13 protein-coding genes are annotated in these 15,329 nt (G+C 75.2%); 7 read left to right on the top strand and 6 right to left on the bottom strand.

The features are described 5' to 3' along the window. Nucleotides 1-30: 30 nt before the first annotated feature. On the top strand, nt 31-1,560 hold the full coding sequence (locus ABD343_RS34305; RefSeq protein WP_344534000.1) for an SCO1417 family PLP biosynthesis transcription factor: 1,530 nt from the start codon (nt 31-33) through the stop codon (nt 1,558-1,560). A gap of 317 nt (nt 1,561-1,877) precedes the next feature. Here the strand turns inward: ABD343_RS34305 and ABD343_RS34300 are convergent, their stop codons facing one another. The 3 genes from ABD343_RS34300 to thrS all read right to left on the bottom strand — a co-directional run bounded on the left by ABD343_RS34300 (nt 1,878) and on the right by thrS (nt 5,036). After that, the gene (locus ABD343_RS34300; protein WP_344533999.1) at nt 1,878-3,425 is read right to left on the bottom strand and encodes a P-loop NTPase family protein; all 1,548 of its coding nucleotides are present in this window, start codon (nt 3,423-3,425) and stop codon (nt 1,878-1,880) included. A gap of 27 nt (nt 3,426-3,452) precedes the next feature. Next, entirely contained in the window at nt 3,453-3,647 is a 195-nt protein-coding gene (locus ABD343_RS34295; protein ID WP_344533997.1) for a hypothetical protein, read from the bottom strand. A gap of 153 nt (nt 3,648-3,800) precedes the next feature. Beyond that, nucleotides 3,801-5,036: a threonine--tRNA ligase gene (gene thrS / locus ABD343_RS34290; RefSeq protein ID WP_344533995.1), complete on the bottom strand. Its 1,236-nt coding sequence runs from the start codon at nt 5,034-5,036 to the stop codon at nt 3,801-3,803. 210 nt (nt 5,037-5,246) lie between these two features. On the opposite strand from thrS, the gene ABD343_RS34285 reads away from it, so the two are divergent. After that, the gene (locus ABD343_RS34285) at nt 5,247-6,569 is read left to right on the top strand and encodes an MFS transporter (RefSeq protein ID WP_344533993.1); all 1,323 of its coding nucleotides are present in this window, start codon (nt 5,247-5,249) and stop codon (nt 6,567-6,569) included. A 95-nt stretch (nt 6,570-6,664) separates the two neighbouring features. Next, nucleotides 6,665-6,754: a K(+)-transporting ATPase subunit F gene (locus ABD343_RS34280; protein ID WP_344533991.1), complete on the top strand. Its 90-nt coding sequence runs from the start codon at nt 6,665-6,667 to the stop codon at nt 6,752-6,754. 661 nt (nt 6,755-7,415) lie between these two features. Here the strand turns inward: ABD343_RS34280 and ABD343_RS34275 are convergent. Continuing rightward, complete coding sequence (locus tag ABD343_RS34275) at nt 7,416-8,642, bottom strand: GNAT family N-acetyltransferase (RefSeq protein ID WP_344533989.1); 1,227 nt, start codon at nt 8,640-8,642, stop codon at nt 7,416-7,418. Nucleotides 8,643-8,858: 216 nt separating this feature from the next. Here ABD343_RS34275 and ABD343_RS34270 point away from each other — a divergent pair, with 216 nt between their 5' ends. Beyond that, on the top strand, nt 8,859-9,929 hold the full coding sequence (locus ABD343_RS34270; RefSeq protein WP_344533988.1) for a cation diffusion facilitator family transporter: 1,071 nt from the start codon (nt 8,859-8,861) through the stop codon (nt 9,927-9,929). 6 nt (nt 9,930-9,935) lie between these two features. Here the strand turns inward: ABD343_RS34270 and ABD343_RS34265 are convergent, their stop codons facing one another. Beyond that, nucleotides 9,936-10,730: a HEAT repeat domain-containing protein gene (locus tag ABD343_RS34265; RefSeq protein WP_344533987.1), complete on the bottom strand. Its 795-nt coding sequence runs from the start codon at nt 10,728-10,730 to the stop codon at nt 9,936-9,938. 35 nt (nt 10,731-10,765) lie between these two features. Here ABD343_RS34265 and ABD343_RS34260 point away from each other — a divergent pair, with 35 nt between their 5' ends. Then, nucleotides 10,766-11,305, top strand: a complete 540-nt coding sequence (locus ABD343_RS34260; protein ID WP_344533985.1) for a pyridoxamine 5'-phosphate oxidase family protein — start codon at nt 10,766-10,768, stop codon at nt 11,303-11,305. Here the strand turns inward: ABD343_RS34260 and ABD343_RS34255 are convergent. Next, nucleotides 11,295-11,819, bottom strand: coding sequence for a GNAT family N-acetyltransferase (locus ABD343_RS34255; protein WP_344533983.1), 525 nt, complete (start codon nt 11,817-11,819; stop codon nt 11,295-11,297). The genes ABD343_RS34260 and ABD343_RS34255 overlap by 11 nt on opposite strands. 101 nt (nt 11,820-11,920) lie before the next feature. On the opposite strand from ABD343_RS34255, the gene ABD343_RS34250 reads away from it, so the two are divergent. Together ABD343_RS34250 and ABD343_RS34245 are read left to right on the top strand one after the other, a co-directional pair. Next, nucleotides 11,921-12,697, top strand: coding sequence for a GNAT family N-acetyltransferase (locus tag ABD343_RS34250; protein WP_344534076.1), 777 nt, complete (start codon nt 11,921-11,923; stop codon nt 12,695-12,697). Between the two features lie 116 nt (nt 12,698-12,813). Then, nucleotides 12,814-15,168, top strand: a complete 2,355-nt coding sequence (locus tag ABD343_RS34245; RefSeq protein ID WP_425578346.1) for a GH92 family glycosyl hydrolase — start codon at nt 12,814-12,816, stop codon at nt 15,166-15,168. Nucleotides 15,169-15,329 lie beyond the last annotated feature (161 nt).

Raw genomic sequence — 15,329 nt, 5'->3', positions numbered from 1 at the left:
GGCCAATCCCGGAAAGGTGGACCGGAAACCATGGCGCACTGGAACTCGGCGGTGGGAGCACCGCAGCTCGCGCGGCTCCTCGGCTCGCAGCACACGGGCGCTGCCGCGCGGGCACACGGCGACGGCCCTTCCGGCGTGCCCGGCGCCCGTCGGGTGCCCGCCTACCGTTCCCTCGCCGACGGGCTCCGCCTCCTCGTCCTGGAGGGCCGCATCCCCGTCGCCACCCGCCTCCCCGCCGAGCGCGAGCTGGCCGCCGCGCTCTCCGTGAGCCGTACGACCGTGGCGGCGGCCTTCGAGGCGCTGCGCACCGACGGCTTCCTGGAGTCCCGCCGCGGCTCGGGGAGCTGGACCGCCGTCCCCGCCGGGAACCCGCTGCCGACGCGCGGCCTCGAACCCCTGCCGCCGGACACCGAGAGCTCGATGATCGACCTCGGCTGCGCGGCGCTGCCCGCGCCCGAGCCGCACCTCACCCACGCATTCCAGGAGGCCCTGGCCGAACTCCCGCCGTACGCCCACACCCACGGCGACTACCCCGCGGGCCTCCCCGTCCTCCGCCAGGCACTCGCCGACCGCTACACCGCGCGCGGCGTCCCGACCATGCCGCAGCAGATCATGGTCACCACCGGGGCCATGGGCGCCGTCGCGGCCCTCGCGCGGCTCCTGACCCCGCGCCGCGAACGCATCGCCGTCGAGCACCCCTCGTACGCCAACGTCCTCCAGCTCCTGCGCGAGACCGGCACCCGGCTCGTGCCCGTCCCCATGACCGAGGGGCTCGCGGGCTGGGATCTCACAGCCTGGCGCGAGACGCTGCGCGAGGCGGCGCCGCGCATGGCGTACGTCGTCGCGGACTTCCACAACCCCACCGGCGCGCTGGCCGGCACCGAGCAGCGCCGGGCCCTCGTGGCCGCCGCGCGCTCGGCGGGCACCGTCCTCGTCGCCGACGAGACCATGGCGGACCTGCCGCTCGACGAGGACTTCGAACCGCCCGCGCCCATGGCCTCGTTCGACCCGGGCGGTTCGACCGTCATCACCGTCGGCTCGGTCAGCAAGTCCGTCTGGGCCGGGCTGCGGATCGGCTGGGTGCGCGCGGCGCCCGACGTCATCCGCGGCCTGACCGCCGCGCGGGCCTACGCCGACCTCGGCAGCCCCGTACTCGAACAGCTCGCCGTCACCGCGCTGATGACGGGCGAGGGGTGGGAGCGGGCGGTCACCGAACGGCGCGTCCGCGCCCGCGAGAACCGGGACGCGCTGGTCGCCGCGCTCCGCCGGCACGTGCCGGACTGGGAGTTCACCGTTCCGCGCGGCGGGCTCACGCTGTGGGTGCGGACCGGGGGGCTGTCGGGCTCGCGCATCGCGGAGGCGGGCGAACGGCTCGGGGTCCGCGTCCCCTCGGGGCCGCGCTTCGGCGTCGACGGCGCGTTCGAGGGGTATGTGCGGCTGCCGTTCACCATCGCCGACCCCGTCGCCCGTGAGGCCGCGTCCCGGCTCGCGGCGGCGGCCGATCTCGTACGGTCCGGAGCGCCGACCGAGTTCGACGCCCCCCGCAGCTACGTGGCCTGACCTCCGCCGTTCCGGTGGCCCGGGTCTGCTCGCGGGCCGGGTACGGGGTGCCTCTTGCGGTGGCTTGCGGGGTGCGGGTGCGTCCTGGTTCCTCGCGCAGTTCCCCGCGCCCCTGAGGCCCCTTTCCCGTTGCCCGGGACTCGCCGGCCGGGTTCGGGTGCCTCTTGCTGTGCGTTGCGGGGTGCGCCTTTTGTTGTGGCTGGGCGCGCAGTTCCCCGCGCCCCTTTCCGGGCCGGTTCGTGCCGCGTTCGGTGCATTGCGGGGTGCGGGTGCGTCGTGGCTGGGCGCGCAGTTCCCCGCGCTCCTTCGGGGCACTTCTATGCGGTCGGGAGTGGGGCTTCCGGGTCTGGGTCGTCCAGGCCCGGGCGGTCCGGGAGGAGGGCCCGGACGGCCTCGCGTTCGGCCTCGCCCGCGGCCTCGTCGTAGGGGTCGGGGGTGGCGGGGACCTGGAGGCGGAGGACCGGGCCCGTGCCGAGGCGGGCGAAGCCGCGGCCGGGCGGGGTGTCGGCGGCGGGGCCCGACTGGGGGGCCTCGCCCAGGACCGCGCGTGCCTGGTCGCGGGTGACGGGGCCGAGGACGACGCGTGCCCGGGTGTACGCGCGTACCGCCTGGCCCAGGTCCTCCGCGCCCTCGAACTGCTCGGCCACCACCACGCTCACCCCGGCCGCGCGCCCGTGCCGCAGCGGCACCTGGAGCAGCTCCTGCGGGTCGCGCTGCCCCTCGGCGCGTGCCAGGTGGGTGAGGACGGCGGGGCGGTCGACCAGCACCCACAGGGGGCTCCGCGCGTCCTCCGGCACCTGTTCGCCGACCTGCCGCGCGCGGCTCGCGGCCAGCAGGCGGCGCTCGGTCTCCCGTACGACCCACTCGAAGGACGCCAGCGCGCCCGCGAGCGACGACTCGACGCCGAGCACTCCGCGCCGTGCGGCCAGGCAGGCGAACTCCCCGCCCCCGTCGCCGTCCACGACCAGCACCTCGCCGCGGCGCAGCGCCTGGAGCGCGACCGAGCGCAGCAGGGTGCTCGTGCCCGAGCCCGGTACGCCCATGGCCAGCAGGTGCGGTTCGGTGGAGCGGGCGCCGGTGCGCCACACCACCGGGGGGACGTCCACGGCGCCGTCCATCCCCGCGACGGCCACCGGCACGGTCCGCCGCACCGCGCCGCCGTCGGTGAACCCGAGGACCGTCTCGCCGGGGGCCGTCACGAAGCGCTGGGCGTGGATCCCCGTCAGGAGCGGGGCCAGCACCGTCATCTCCAGCCGGTTGCGCTCCTCGTCCCAGGCGAACCGGTACTCGCGCCCGCGCCCCGACTTCGCCGCGAGCAACTGCTCGACGCGCAGCCGCTCCTCGGGCTCCCCGTCGCGGAAGTGCGCGGGATAGCGCAGCCGGAGGGCGCTGAGCCGCCCCTCGGGGGAGAACTCGAACTCCTCGAACGCGCGTCCCCACTCCCCGTCGTGGGCGTACATCGGCTCCGCGTGCGGGTCGTCCGGCATCGCGAAGTACGGCACCAGCGCCTCGTAGAGCGCCTGGAGCCGGGCCAGTTCGTCCTCGCCCGGGCCCTCGTCCTCCTCGACGATCTCGCCCGCGCGCTCCCGTCCGTACCAGGCCGCCGCGGCGACGAAGGAGGCGACCGCGATCAGCGGCCCGTACGGCATCAGCCACAGCACCAGGCCGCACGCCACGACCAGGAACAGCGCGGGACCCCGCCGTTCCTTCGGGGTGCGCTTCCAGCGCGTCTTGGCGAGCGTCGCGAGCCGCCCGGCCCCGCGCACCAGCACGAGGACCGGGTACAGCACGTCGAGCATGCCGTCGGCGCCCGTGCGGACGAACTGCCGTCCGCCCCCTCGCCAGGGCAGCGCCCACCGGCTCACGCGCGTCTCCTCCCGTTCCGACGGCTCCTACAGCTTGATTCCGCTGAGCAGGCTCGCGAGGCTCTCGCCTCCCGCCTTGATCCCGGGCGCGATGGCCGTCCCGGCCAGGTAGAAGCCGAGGAGCGCGCAGACGAGGGCGTGGGACAGCTTGAGCCCGTCCTTGCGGAAGAAGAGGAAGACGATCACGCCGAGCAGCACGACGCCCGAGATGGAGAGGATCACCAGCACTCCTGATGTAGGGGACTGTCACCATGAGTGCCACCAGCTTCACAGAAAGTGCGAATGGTGTGAAACTGGCGAATGGGTGATTTCGCCCATTCCGGGCCCGTCGTGGGCTCCTCGCGGACCCCTTCACGGCCTTACGGCGTCACGGCGTCATGGCTTCCACAGCTCCGCGCCGTGCCCCGCGACCACGCCCGCGATCCGGTCCGCCGCCTCGGCCGCGGGCAGCGGGCCGAACCGCCGCCCGTCGCGCAACCGCAGCGCGACACGGCCGTCGGCGGCCTCCCGGGGACCGATCACCGCCTGGTACGGGACGAGCCGCGCCTCCCGTACACGGGCCCCCAGGCTGCCGCGCTCCGGCCCGGCGGTCTCGGCCCGCAGGCCCAGCCCGACGCAGTGCCGGGCGAACTCCTCCGCGTTCGCCCGTTCGGCCTCCGCCACCGGGAGGACGGCGAGCTGGACGGGCGCGAGCCAGGGCGGGAACGCGCCGCCGTGCTCCTCCACCAGGAGCGCGACGGCCCGCTCGACGCTGCCGACGACGCTGCGGTGCACCATGACCGGGCGGTGCCTCGCGCCGTCCGCGCCGATGTACGACAGGCCGAACCGCTCGGGCTGGTGGAAGTCGACCTGCACGGTCGAGAGGGTGGACTCGCGCCCGGCCCCGTCCGCGAACTGGACGTCGATCTTCGGCCCGTAGAACGCGGCCTCGCCCTCGCCCTCCTCGTACGCGAGCCCCGCCTCGTCCAGGACCCGCCGCAGCAGCGCGGTGGACCGGCGCCACAGCTCCGGGGCCGCGACGTACTTGCCGTCCGGGCCCGGCAGGGAGAGCCGGTAGCGCGCCGGGGCGATGCCGAGCGCCGCGTACGCCCGCCGGATCAGCTCCAGGGCCCCGCGCGCCTCGTCCGCGACCTGGTCCGGGGAGCAGAACACGTGCGCGTCGTTGAGCTGCATCGCCCGTACGCGGGTCAGGCCGCCCAGCACGCCGGACAGCTCCGAGCGGAACTGGCCGCCCAGCTCGGCCATCCGCAGCGGCAGCTCGCGGTAACTGCGCGCCCGGGAGCGGTAGATCAGTGCGTGGTGCGGGCACATGCTGGGCCGCAGCACGACCTGCTCGCCGCCCAGGTCCATCGCGGGGAACATGTCGTCGCTGTAGTGCGCCCAGTGGCCCGAGCGCTCGTACAGCTCGCGTTTGCCCAGCACGGGCGAGTACACGTGCCGGTATCCCGCGCGCCGCTCGGCCTCGCGGACGTACTCCTCCAGCGCGTGCCGCACCGCCGCGCCGTCCGGCAGCCAGTACGGCAGGCCCGCGCCCATCAGCGGGTCGGTGTCGAACAGGCCCAGCTCGCGGCCGAGTCTGCGGTGGTCGTTCTCGTTCTCGTTCGCCGACATGGGGCGGTCTCCTCACGGACAACCGGCGGCGAGCGGCCGACGAGCCCATGACGAAGCCCCGGGGCGCTCGCCCCGGGGCTTCGACTAGGACAACGGTCAGCGCGCCGGGACACTCTCCGGCGTCGTCGTCTGTGCGGCACGCTGACTCAGGCTCATGGGCGCGACCGTAGCAGGGCGGACGGCCCCCGGGGAAAGGGTTTTCCGGCGCGGATGACGCGCGTACGCGCGGGGCAGGAGTGCCCGACGGCGGGGGATGGCGTACGGCGTACGGGAGGGGTGTGGGGAGTGGGGCCGGGGGCCGAGTACCGGCGGATCTGGACGGGGAACGCGGCGTCGAACCTCGCCGACGGCCTCACGTTCGTCGCGCTGCCGCTGCTCGCCGCGGACGTGACCGACGACCCCGCGGCGGTCGCGGGACTGCCGCTCGCCTACACGGTGCCGCGGATCCTCGCCGTCCTCGGCGCCGGAGTGCTGATCGACCGGGCCGACCGGCGGGCCCTGCTCCACCTGTCCAACTTCTGCCGCGCGGCGGTCTTCGGCGCGCTCACCGCGCTGGTGGCCACCGGGCACGTCACGCTCGCATCGCTCTACGCCGTCTCCGTCGTGATGGGCCTGGCCGAGACCCTCTCCGACAACACGGTCTTCGCCGTCCTGCCGCGCGCCGTCCCGGAGGACGGCCTCGACCGGGCCAACGCGCGGCTCACCGGTGCCCAGTTGATCATCGACGAGTTCCTCGGACCGCCGCTCGGCGGGCTCCTCTTCGCCGCCGCTGCCTTCGCGCCGCCGGGCCTCACCGCGCTCGCGTTCCTGGCCGCCGGGATCAGCTTCTTCCGGCTCAGGGGCGACTACGGCCACCCGCCCGGTGCCGCGCGGCCCGCCGGGGTCCTCGCCGACATCCGCGCGGGCGCCGCCTGGACGTGGCGGCACGGGATCGTCCGTACGACGGTCGTGATCGGGGCGCTGGCCAGCGTGGGGTACATGATCCCGTTCTCGTACCTCGTGCTGTACGCCCGCGACGTCCTCGGCCTCGGCCCCACCGGGTACGGCGTGCTGCTGTCCGCCTCGGCGCTCGGCGGGCTGGCCGGGGCGTGGGGCGCGGGGCGGCTGCGCGCCCGCCTCGGCTACGGCCGGGCGATCGTCGCCGCACTCGCGCTCGGCTGCCTCGCGTTCACGGCCGTCGCGCTCACCACGCGCCTGGCCGTCGTGGCCGTCGCCCTCGCCGCCTATATCGGGCACGCGGCGCTCTGGAACGTCCTCGCGTCCTCCGTACGGCAGAAGGTCACGCCCGACGCGCTGCGGGGGCGCGTCATCGCGACGACGCGTCTGCTGTCGTTCTGCGGGCTGGCCCTCGGCTCGCTGCTCGGCGGGCGGCTCGCGGAGACGCTCGGGCTGCGGGCCCCGTTCCTGGTGGCGGCGGGGATTTTCGCCGTCGCCGTGGGGGTGGCGCTGGCGGGGCTGCGGCACTTCCGCGCCTGGGAGGACGCGCGCGCCCCCGGCGTCAAGGAGACGCCAGGGACGGGCGGAGGCGCGTGAGGAACGCGTACGGGAACGCCGCCCGTCGCCGCCGTACGGCACGCACGGCCCCACGCTGACGGTCGACCGCCGACCGTCGTGGAGGGAGTGGAGCGGTGACCACGGAGAACCTGGTGGGACTGCTGATCGCCGGTGCGCTCATCGGCTACCTGCTGCTGGCGCGCCGCCACCCGGACCGGTTCTAGCCGATGTGCCGACGCGCCCGTCCGCCCGGCCGGGTCACGGGGCCGGGCGGCCCCGGCGAGGGCGGCTCGGGGTCGGGCGGAGCCGGCGGCTCCGGATGCGGCCTCGGGTCCGGACCCGGGGGAGGCGTGGGCGGAGGAGCGGGCGCCGGGTCCGGCGAGGGCTCCGGCGGAGCGGGCGGCACGGGATCGGGCGCCGGCCCCGGATCGGGCCCGGGCCCAGGCCCAGGAGCGGGCCCCGGCGCGGGCCCGGGCTCGGGCCCGCCGGGTCCGCCCGGGCCGCCGGGTCCGCGTCCTCGTGCGGGTGTCGTCGGGGCCTCGGGGTGTCCGGGGGCGTGCCGGGCGGGCGGGGTGTTCGGGGCGCCGGGCCCGGGCTCGTGTCGCTGTCCCCGCACGGGCGTCGTTCGGGCCTCCGGGGCTCCGGTGGTGTGCCGGTGGCGTGGGGTGTTCGGGGTGTTCGGGGTGTGTGGTTCCGGGGTGGGGCCGCTCGGGTCGTCCGGGGCCCGGCCCCGTGCGGGGGTCGTCGCGTGCCCCGGGCGTCCGGTGGTGGGCCGGGTGCCCGGGGCCTTCGGGGTGTTCGGGGTCATGTCGCCGCCTCCCTGTCCGGTCCCGGACGGGCCGTGTTCCCCGGTGGCGCGGTCCGGAACCCGGAGGCGGGCGCGGGTCAGAACTCGTCGACCGTGTGCGGCAGCAGTGCGGTGCGCAGGGCCGCGTCCAGGGACGCCGCCGCGCCCGGCGTGTGCTCCGTGGCCACGCCCGCCGCGACGAGGTCCGTCGGGCGGGTGCCGCCGAGGTAGCAGGAGGCCAGGTCGCGTACGTCGAGGGCGAGGTCGGCGGCGTCCTCCGTGGGGGCGTAGGCGCAGCCCTCGGGGGACGCGGTCAGACGGTGGCGGCCCGCGTTGGCCGGGACGGTCTCGTCCCGTACGTCCAGCACGAGGTCCACCGGCGCCGCCCACGCGCGGGCCTCCAGCGCCGCGCGCACGTCCACGAGCCGCACCCACAGCGCGGGGAACTCGCTCGTGACCCGCACCTGGTCGCGGTCGCCCGCGAAGAGCAGCAGCGGATCGTCCACCGGGCGGCCCCAGGCGCGCACCGTGCCCGTCAGGTCGATCGAGGCGAGGTACCGCCACAGCGCCGCGGCGGCCTGCGGAGAGTCGGCCTCCAGGTCGTCCAGCCGGACGAGCCCGGGGGCGTCGTCGCCCGACTTCGTACGGTAGATCGCGTATCCCGCGACGGGCTCGCCGAGGGTCACGACGCGGGGCGGCGACATGTCGCTGTCGTCCTCGTCCTTCTCGGACATCCAGGCGTCCCGCCACCAGGACTCGGAGCGGGCGATACGCCCCGCGCGGGCGGCACGGGTGCGCGCGTAGTACGGGCCGAGCACGTCGGGGGCCTTGGCCGGGTCGATCAGGCGCAGCGGGCGCTCGTCCGGCTCGACGCGCAGGGCGAGCGGGCGGCGGGAGTCGATCTCGACGGTCGCGCCGTGCGTGCCGGGGCCGAAGCCGAACCGGCCGTAGATCGACGCCTCGGAGGCCCACAGCGCGGCGACCGGCGCGCCCCGCTCGGCGCACCGCCGGTACAGCTCGCCGATCAGCCCGGACAGCACGCCGCGGCGGCGGTGGGTCGGGGCGACGGAGACGAACGAGAGACCGGGACAGGCGAGTTCGCCGCCGGGGACCGACAGCTCGAAGGGGAGGGCGGCGAGGAGTCCGACCAGCTCGTCGCCCTCGTACGCCCCGAGGCGCAGCGAGCGGCGCAGCACGTCGTGGTGGTGCTTGCGGATGTCGTCCTCGTCCGGGACCTCGTGGAAGACGAGATACGCGTGCGCGAGGGCGCGCTCGATCTCGGTCTCGGGTATCTCGCGGAACTGGACGGCTGTGCGGGAGTTCATACCCGGACACTAGTTGTCCGCGTATCGCACGAGCATCCGGGTTTTCGCCGAGACGTCGCTCGCCCAGTCGGGTCCCGGGCGAGCCCTCCGGCGGCGAACTCGCCGACATGTTCCCGATGCGGGCCGACGTTGCGCAGTTGCGAGCGCGTCGCACCTGGTCAGAGGGTGTAGAACGGCAGTAGCCGCAACGGGGTTCGTGTGCCACGGTGGCGTGCCATGGAGCGTATGGAGGGGCACGGACGCGGGCACGAACACGGACACCGGCACGAGCACGAGCACCGGCACGGCCACGGGCTGCGGCATCGTGCCCGGCACGTGCTGAAGCCGCACAGCCACGAGGCGGCCGACAAGGTCGACGCCGCCATGGAGACCTCGCGCGAGGGGATGCGCACGCTCTGGCTCTCGCTCGCGGTCCTCGGCGCCACCACCGTCGTCCAGGCGCTGATCGTCGCGCTCTCGGGCTCGGTCGCGCTGCTCGGCGACACGGTGCACAACGCCGCGGACGCGCTGACGGCCCTGCCGCTCGGCCTCGCGTTCGTCCTCGGCCGCCGCGCGGCCAACCGCCGCTACACGTACGGGTACGGGCGGGCCGAGGACCTCGCCGGGGTGGTGATCGTGGGGACGATCGCGGCCTCGGCGGCCTTCGCCGCGTACGAGGCCGTGGACCGGCTGCTGCACCCGCGCGACGTCATCCACCTGTGGGCCGTGGCCGCCGCGGCGCTCGTCGGCTTCGCCGGGAACGAGTGGGTGGCCCGGCTCCGCATCCATACGGGCCGCAGGATCGGCTCCGCCGCGCTCGTCGCCGACGGGCTGCACGCGCGCACGGACGGCTTCACCTCGCTGGCCGTGCTGCTCGGCGCCGGGGGCGCGGCGCTCGGCTGGCGTCAGGCCGATCCCGTCGTGGGCCTGCTCATCACCGCCGCGATCCTGTTCGTCCTGCGCGACGCGGCCCGCGAGGTCTACCGGCGGCTGATGGACTCCGTCGACCCGGCCCTCGTCGACACGGCCGAGGCCGCGCTGCGCGACGTGCCGGGGATCCGCGCGGTCGGGTCGGTGCGGATGCGCTGGATCGGCCACGCGCTGCGGGCCGAGGCCGACATCGTCGTGGACCCCGGCCTGACCGTGGTGCGCGCCCACGCGCTCGCCGTCGCCGCCGAGCACGCGCTGATCCACGCCGTGCCCCGGCTGACCGCCGCGACCGTCCACACCGACCACACGACGGCCCCCGCCGACGGCCCCGACCCGCACGCGGAACTCGCCCACCACGGGCGGCCGTCGGCCCGCTGAGCGGGGTCAGTCCTCCAGGACCGCCTCCGCCGCCTCGCGGACGTCCGGGTGAGGGTCCCGGGCGAGGGAGGCCAGCAGGGCGCCGACGCCGGGCGTGGACCAGCGGCCCACCGCCCACACCAGCTCCTCGCGGACGCCGGGGTCGGGATGGGCGGCGAGGCGGGAGAGCGTGGCGAGCGGGCCCCGGCGGCGCATGCCGAACCAGTGCAGCGCCTCCCGCAGCACGGCCGGGTCCCCGGGGTCGCCCGCCGCCGCGACACGGGCCAGCAGGACCCGGACCGGGGGCGGCGGCCCGTCCAGCGGGTGGGGGAGCCGCTCGCGCAGCCGCCGTGACCCGTAGGCGCCGCGCTCCCGGCAGCCGTAGCAGGTGCAGGGGCGTACGCCGTGCGCGTCGGGGCGGTAGCGCCAGCCGACGGTCTGCGGCACGCCCCGGATCCGGTGGACCTCGCGCGGGCGGACCGCGCGGGGGACGAACACCTCCCAGCCGCGCGGGTCGTCCAGCTCCGCGATCCGCCGCACCGCCTCGGCCGCCGGTACGGACTCCCGCTCCGCCCCACGCCCGTACGGCCCGACGAGCACCGGCTGCGCGTCGTCCAGCCGCACATGGACGGCGACGAGCCCGCCCCTGGTGCCGAACCGGCCCAGCTCGCGCAGCCATTGGTGGGTGAGCGTGTACGACGGCAGTACCGGGAAGCAGTACACGCCGCGCCCGCCCTCCCGGCCGTGGCTCGCGGCGCGGATCCCGGACCGCCGCACGCGCGGCGCGTTCGCGGCCGACGTGAGGTGAACGAACATCGCCATGCCGGGATGGTACGGCGGGGCCTACCGTGGACCGTATGAGGGAGGCGGGGGCACTGCCCGACCCCGTGCCGGAGGCTCCGGTCATGTTCGGCGTGCGGATGCCGCCGGGCGAACTCCTGCCCTGGACCTGGGCGGCCGAGCGCCTCGCCGCGGCCCGTACGTACTGGATCGCGACGACGCGCCCCGAAGGCAGGCCGCACACGCGCCCGGTGTGGGGGGTCTGGCTGGCGGACGGGTTCTGGTTCAGCACGGGTTCGCTCGCCCGGCAAAACCTGCCGCGCAATCCGGAGATCTCGGTCCACCTGGACGACGGCGTCCGGCCGGTGATCGTGGAGGGCATGGCGGAGGCGGTCGCGGGGGAGAGGCGGCTGCGCCGGTTCGTGGCCGCGTACAACGCCAAGTACGACTGGGACGTCGTCGCGGCCGACGAGGGCGTGGCCGACGGTTCCGGGGCCGCGGGACCCGCCTTCCTGGTCCGGCCCCGCGTGGTCCTCGGCTGGGACTCCGACATGCGGGCCCCGACGCGCTGGCGGTTCCCCGGCTCCGGCGCGCCCGGCCGCGAGGCTACGGCGTGACGTAGCAGCGGACGGAGACGCTCCCGCCGTCCGGGCCCCAGGGCTGCTCGACCGTGTCCAGGTACTCCCAGCCGAGCCGCTCGTACAGCGCCACCGCCGCGACGTCCTTGGCGACGACGTCCAGCACCGGACGCAGGCCCCGGGCCCGCGCCTCGTCCGTCGCCTTCGTCAGCAGCAGCGCGCCGATGCCGTGGCCACGGGCCGCCGGGTCGACGAAGAGACGCCCGACGACGACCGTGCCCTCGTCCCCGGCGCGGGCGCGCCAGAGCGCCGGTGCCGCGTCACCCGGGGCCGGGCGGGCCAGCGCCGCGTGGCCGACGACCCGGCCGTCCAGCTCCGCCACCCAGGCGCCGAGCAGGGACGGCTCGTCGAGCCAGGCGGCGGGGCGCTCGGGCCAGTTCACCGGGTAGCCGTCGCGAGCGTGGACGGCCGCGAGGGCGCGTACGCAGGCGTCGAGGTCGTGTGCGGTCCGCGGGCGGACGGAGACCGGGGGGCGGCCGTTCGAGTGCGTCATCGCGGCATGGAATCACGGTGCGGGCAAAACGCGCGTGCCCGCACCTCAAGGCCCGTGATGGGATCGGCGCCATGGAACCCATGCACGACCTGCTCGACCGGATGGAGCGCAATCTCGCCGAGCACGCCTGCCATCCGCACCGGCACATGCCGGGCGCGACGGTCACCGAGACCGGCGATCTGCTGATCGCGGACAGCGGGCTCGACGACGACACGTTCAACATCGTGGCCATGGCCCGCTTCCGGCCCGGGGCCGCCGACGCGCGGATCGAGGAGACCGTCCGGGACCTCGCCGCGAGCGGGCGGCACTTCTCCTGGTGGACCGGGCCCGCCTCCGGGCCGTCCGACCTCTCCGCCCGGCTGACCGCCGCCGGAGTGGCCGCCTCCGAGCGGGAGACGGCGATGTGGGCCGAGCTGACGGACGCGCCGCCCCGGGCGCACGCCGACGGGCTCGACATCCGGCCCGTCACCACTCCCGCCCGGCTCGCCGACTACGCGGCCGTGCTCGCCGCGAACTGGGACCCGCCCTCGGCCACCGTCCCCGAGTTCTACGAGCGGGCCGCGCCCTGGCTGCTCGCGGAGGAGAGCCCGTCCCGGTTCCTCGTCGGCTACGCGGGCGGGCGCCCCGTCTCCTCGGCCGAGGTCGTCCACCACGCGGGCGTCGCCGGGATCTACAACATCTGCACGCGCGCCTCCCACCGCCGCCGCGGCTACGGGGGCGCGATGACCCTCGCCGCGCTGCACGCCGCCCGCGAACGGGACGCGGGGGAGCGGCCCGTCGCCGTCCTCCAGGCCTCGGCCGAGGGCGAACCGGTCTACGCCCGCCTGGGCTTCCGGGCCTGCGGCCGGTTCACGGAGCACGCGGTGGAGCCCGCCTGACGGTGCGACAGGTGTGAACGGGGGTATTGACAGAGACTGTTGGTCTCACGAGCCTGTCAGGGAACGCCCACCCGACAACGTTGTCACTCGTTCAGTCGTTCGCTCGGAGGCCCGCCTTGGTACGTGCCCGCCGCATCCGCGGTCTCATCGGACTCGCCGTGTCCGCGCTCTGCGCCGGACTGCTCAGCGCACCGCCGCCGGCCGCCGCGGACGGCGGCGGGGAGCGGCTGACCGACCTCGTGAACCCGTTCATCGGCACCCGCAACGAGGGCAACACGTTCCCCGGCGCCGCCGTGCCGTTCGGCATGGTGCAGCTCTCCCCGGACACCGGGCACACCACCGGATACGACTGGGAGCACAAGTCGATCCGCGGCTTCTCCTCCGTCCACCTCTCCGGCGTCGGCTGCGGGCTCGGCGGCGACCTGCCCGTCATGCCCACCACCGGCGACATCACCAGCACGGACAACGAGAAGTACGCCGCGTCCTTCAGCCACGACAAGGAGAGCGCGTCCCCCGGCGCGTACGACGTCACGTTCGACGACTACGGCGGTACGCGCGCCGAGCTGACCGCCGGGAAGCGCACCGGCCACCAGCGCTACACGTTCCCGGCGACGGGCAAGGCCAACGTCCTGCTCAACACCGGGCAGGCCCTGCACAAGGTCACCAAGAGCACGGTGCGGGTCCTCGACGACCGGACCGTCCAGACGTCCATCACGGGGCGCGGCTTCTGCCAGGACACCCGCGAGTACACGGTCCATACGCTGACCCGCTTCGACCGGCCGTTCGACGAGAGCGGCACCTGGAGCGGCGAGGAGGTGACCGAGGGCAGCCGCGCCTCGGAGGGCGGCGGGAAGCGCGGCGCGTACGTCCGTTTCGACACCCGCGGCGGCGACCGGGACGTGGAGGCCACGACCTCGCTCTCGTACGTCGACGCCAAGGGCGCGGCCCGTAACCTCGCCTCGGAGAGCGGGCGTTCGTTCGACGCGACCCGCGAGGCGGCGCGCGCCGCGTGGGAGAAGCGGCTCGGGCAGGTGCGCGCCGAAGGCGGCAGCGAGGAGCGCCGGCGGGTCTTCTACTCCTCGCTCTACCGCGCCCTGCTGCACCCCAACATCGGCGAGGACGTCGACGGCCGCTACACCGGCTGGGACAACAAGGTGCACCGCTCGAAGGGCTTCACGTACTACCAGAACTGGTCCCTGTGGGACACCTACCGCACCCAGGCCCAGCTCCTCGCGCTGCTCGCCCCGCAGGAGTCCCGCGACATGGCGCTCTCCCTGCTCAAGGTCGACCAGCAGGGCGGCTGGCTGCCCAAGTGGGGCTACGGCACGGTCGAGACGAACATCATGACCGGCGACCCCGTCACCCCCTTCCTCACCAACGCCTACCGGCAGGGCCTGCTGAAGGGGCACGAGGAGGAGACCTACCGGGCGCTGAAGAAGAACGCCGACGGGGTGCCGCCCGCCGACTCCCCGTACGTCGGCCGGATGGGCAACAAGCAGTATCTGAAGGACGGGTTCGTGCCCTTCCTGCCCGACGGGGAGCGGGAGAAGCCCGGCGACTCCGACTTCGAGCACGGCGCCTCCGCCACCCTCGAATACGCCCTGTCCGACGCCGCCCTCGCCGAGATGGCGCACGGGCTCGGGCACCGCAAGGACGCCGCGCGGTACGCGAAGCGGGCCCAGCACTACCGCGACGTCTACGACAAGAGCACCGGCTTCTTCCGCGCCCGCGACGGCGAGGGGAAGTTCACGGGACCGGCCGACCCGGCCAAGAGCAAGGGCTTCCACGAGGGCACGTCCTGGCAGTACATGTGGCTCGTGCCGCAGGACCTGCCCGGCATGATGTCGCTGATCGGCGGGCGCGAGGCCACGGGCAAGCGCCTGGACTCCTTCTTCGCCTACGAGGAGCTGCTCAAGGACCCGGAGAAGACCGCGCGCGAGGTGTGGGTCAACGGGCCGTACGACTACTACAACGCGGACAAGTACAACCCGCAGAACGAGCCCGACCTCATTGCCCCGTACACCTACCTCTCCACCGGGCAGCCCTGGAAGACGACCGACGTCACCCACGCCGCGCTCACCCTCTTCACCGACGGGCCCGACGGCGTGACCGGCAACGACGACCTGGGCACCATGTCGTCCTGGATGGTCCTCACGTCCCTCGGCGTCTTCCCGGCCTTCCCCGGCACCGACACCTGGGGCCTGTCCACGCCCGTCTTCGACAAGGTGACGCTCTCCCTCGACCGGCGCTGGTACCCGCGCGGCCACTTCACGGTCGAGGCCGAGGGCACCGACCGCGAGAACCGGTACGTCCAGTCCGTACGGCTCGGCGACGAGGACCTGTCGCGCACCTGGATCACCACGGACGACCTGCGGCGCGGCGACCTGTCCTTCGAGACCGGTCCGAAGCCGTCCGACTGGGGCACCGGGGAGGGCGCGGCGCCGCCCTCCACCCCGTCCCGCGTCGGCTGAGCCCCGGCGGGCGGCGCGGCTCTCACGTCACGCGCGCCGCCCGCCGGACATGCGGCCCTTCCCCGGGCGCAGTACCCTCCGGGGAAGGGCCGGCGTGCTCCCCGCACCACCACGCGGGGAGGAATATCCGCTGACCACGGGGCACTCGATGCGCACGTACA

This window comes from Streptomyces albiaxialis (genome assembly GCF_039530985.1).
Classification (GTDB): Bacteria; Actinomycetota; Actinomycetes; order Streptomycetales; family Streptomycetaceae; genus Streptomyces; species Streptomyces albiaxialis.
Note: the sequence above shows the minus strand (reverse complement) of the source record. Positions and strands in the feature narration are given on the sequence as shown.

Coding starts and splice junctions, on each gene's coding strand:
- ABD343_RS34305 (WP_344534000.1), top strand. CDS start 31: ATGGCGCACTGGAACTCGGCGGTGGGAGCACCGCAGCTCGCGCGGCTC.
- thrS (WP_344533995.1), bottom strand. CDS start 5,036: ATGTCGGCGAACGAGAACGAGAACGACCACCGCAGACTCGGCCGCGAG.
- ABD343_RS34285 (WP_344533993.1), top strand. CDS start 5,247: ATGACGCGCGTACGCGCGGGGCAGGAGTGCCCGACGGCGGGGGATGGC.
- ABD343_RS34275 (WP_344533989.1), bottom strand. CDS start 8,642: ATGAACTCCCGCACAGCCGTCCAGTTCCGCGAGATACCCGAGACCGAG.
- ABD343_RS34270 (WP_344533988.1), top strand. CDS start 8,859: ATGGAGCGTATGGAGGGGCACGGACGCGGGCACGAACACGGACACCGG.
- ABD343_RS34265 (WP_344533987.1), bottom strand. CDS start 10,730: ATGGCGATGTTCGTTCACCTCACGTCGGCCGCGAACGCGCCGCGCGTG.
- ABD343_RS34260 (WP_344533985.1), top strand. CDS start 10,766: ATGAGGGAGGCGGGGGCACTGCCCGACCCCGTGCCGGAGGCTCCGGTC.
- ABD343_RS34255 (WP_344533983.1), bottom strand. CDS start 11,819: ATGACGCACTCGAACGGCCGCCCCCCGGTCTCCGTCCGCCCGCGGACC.
- ABD343_RS34250 (WP_344534076.1), top strand. CDS start 11,921: ATGGAGCGCAATCTCGCCGAGCACGCCTGCCATCCGCACCGGCACATG.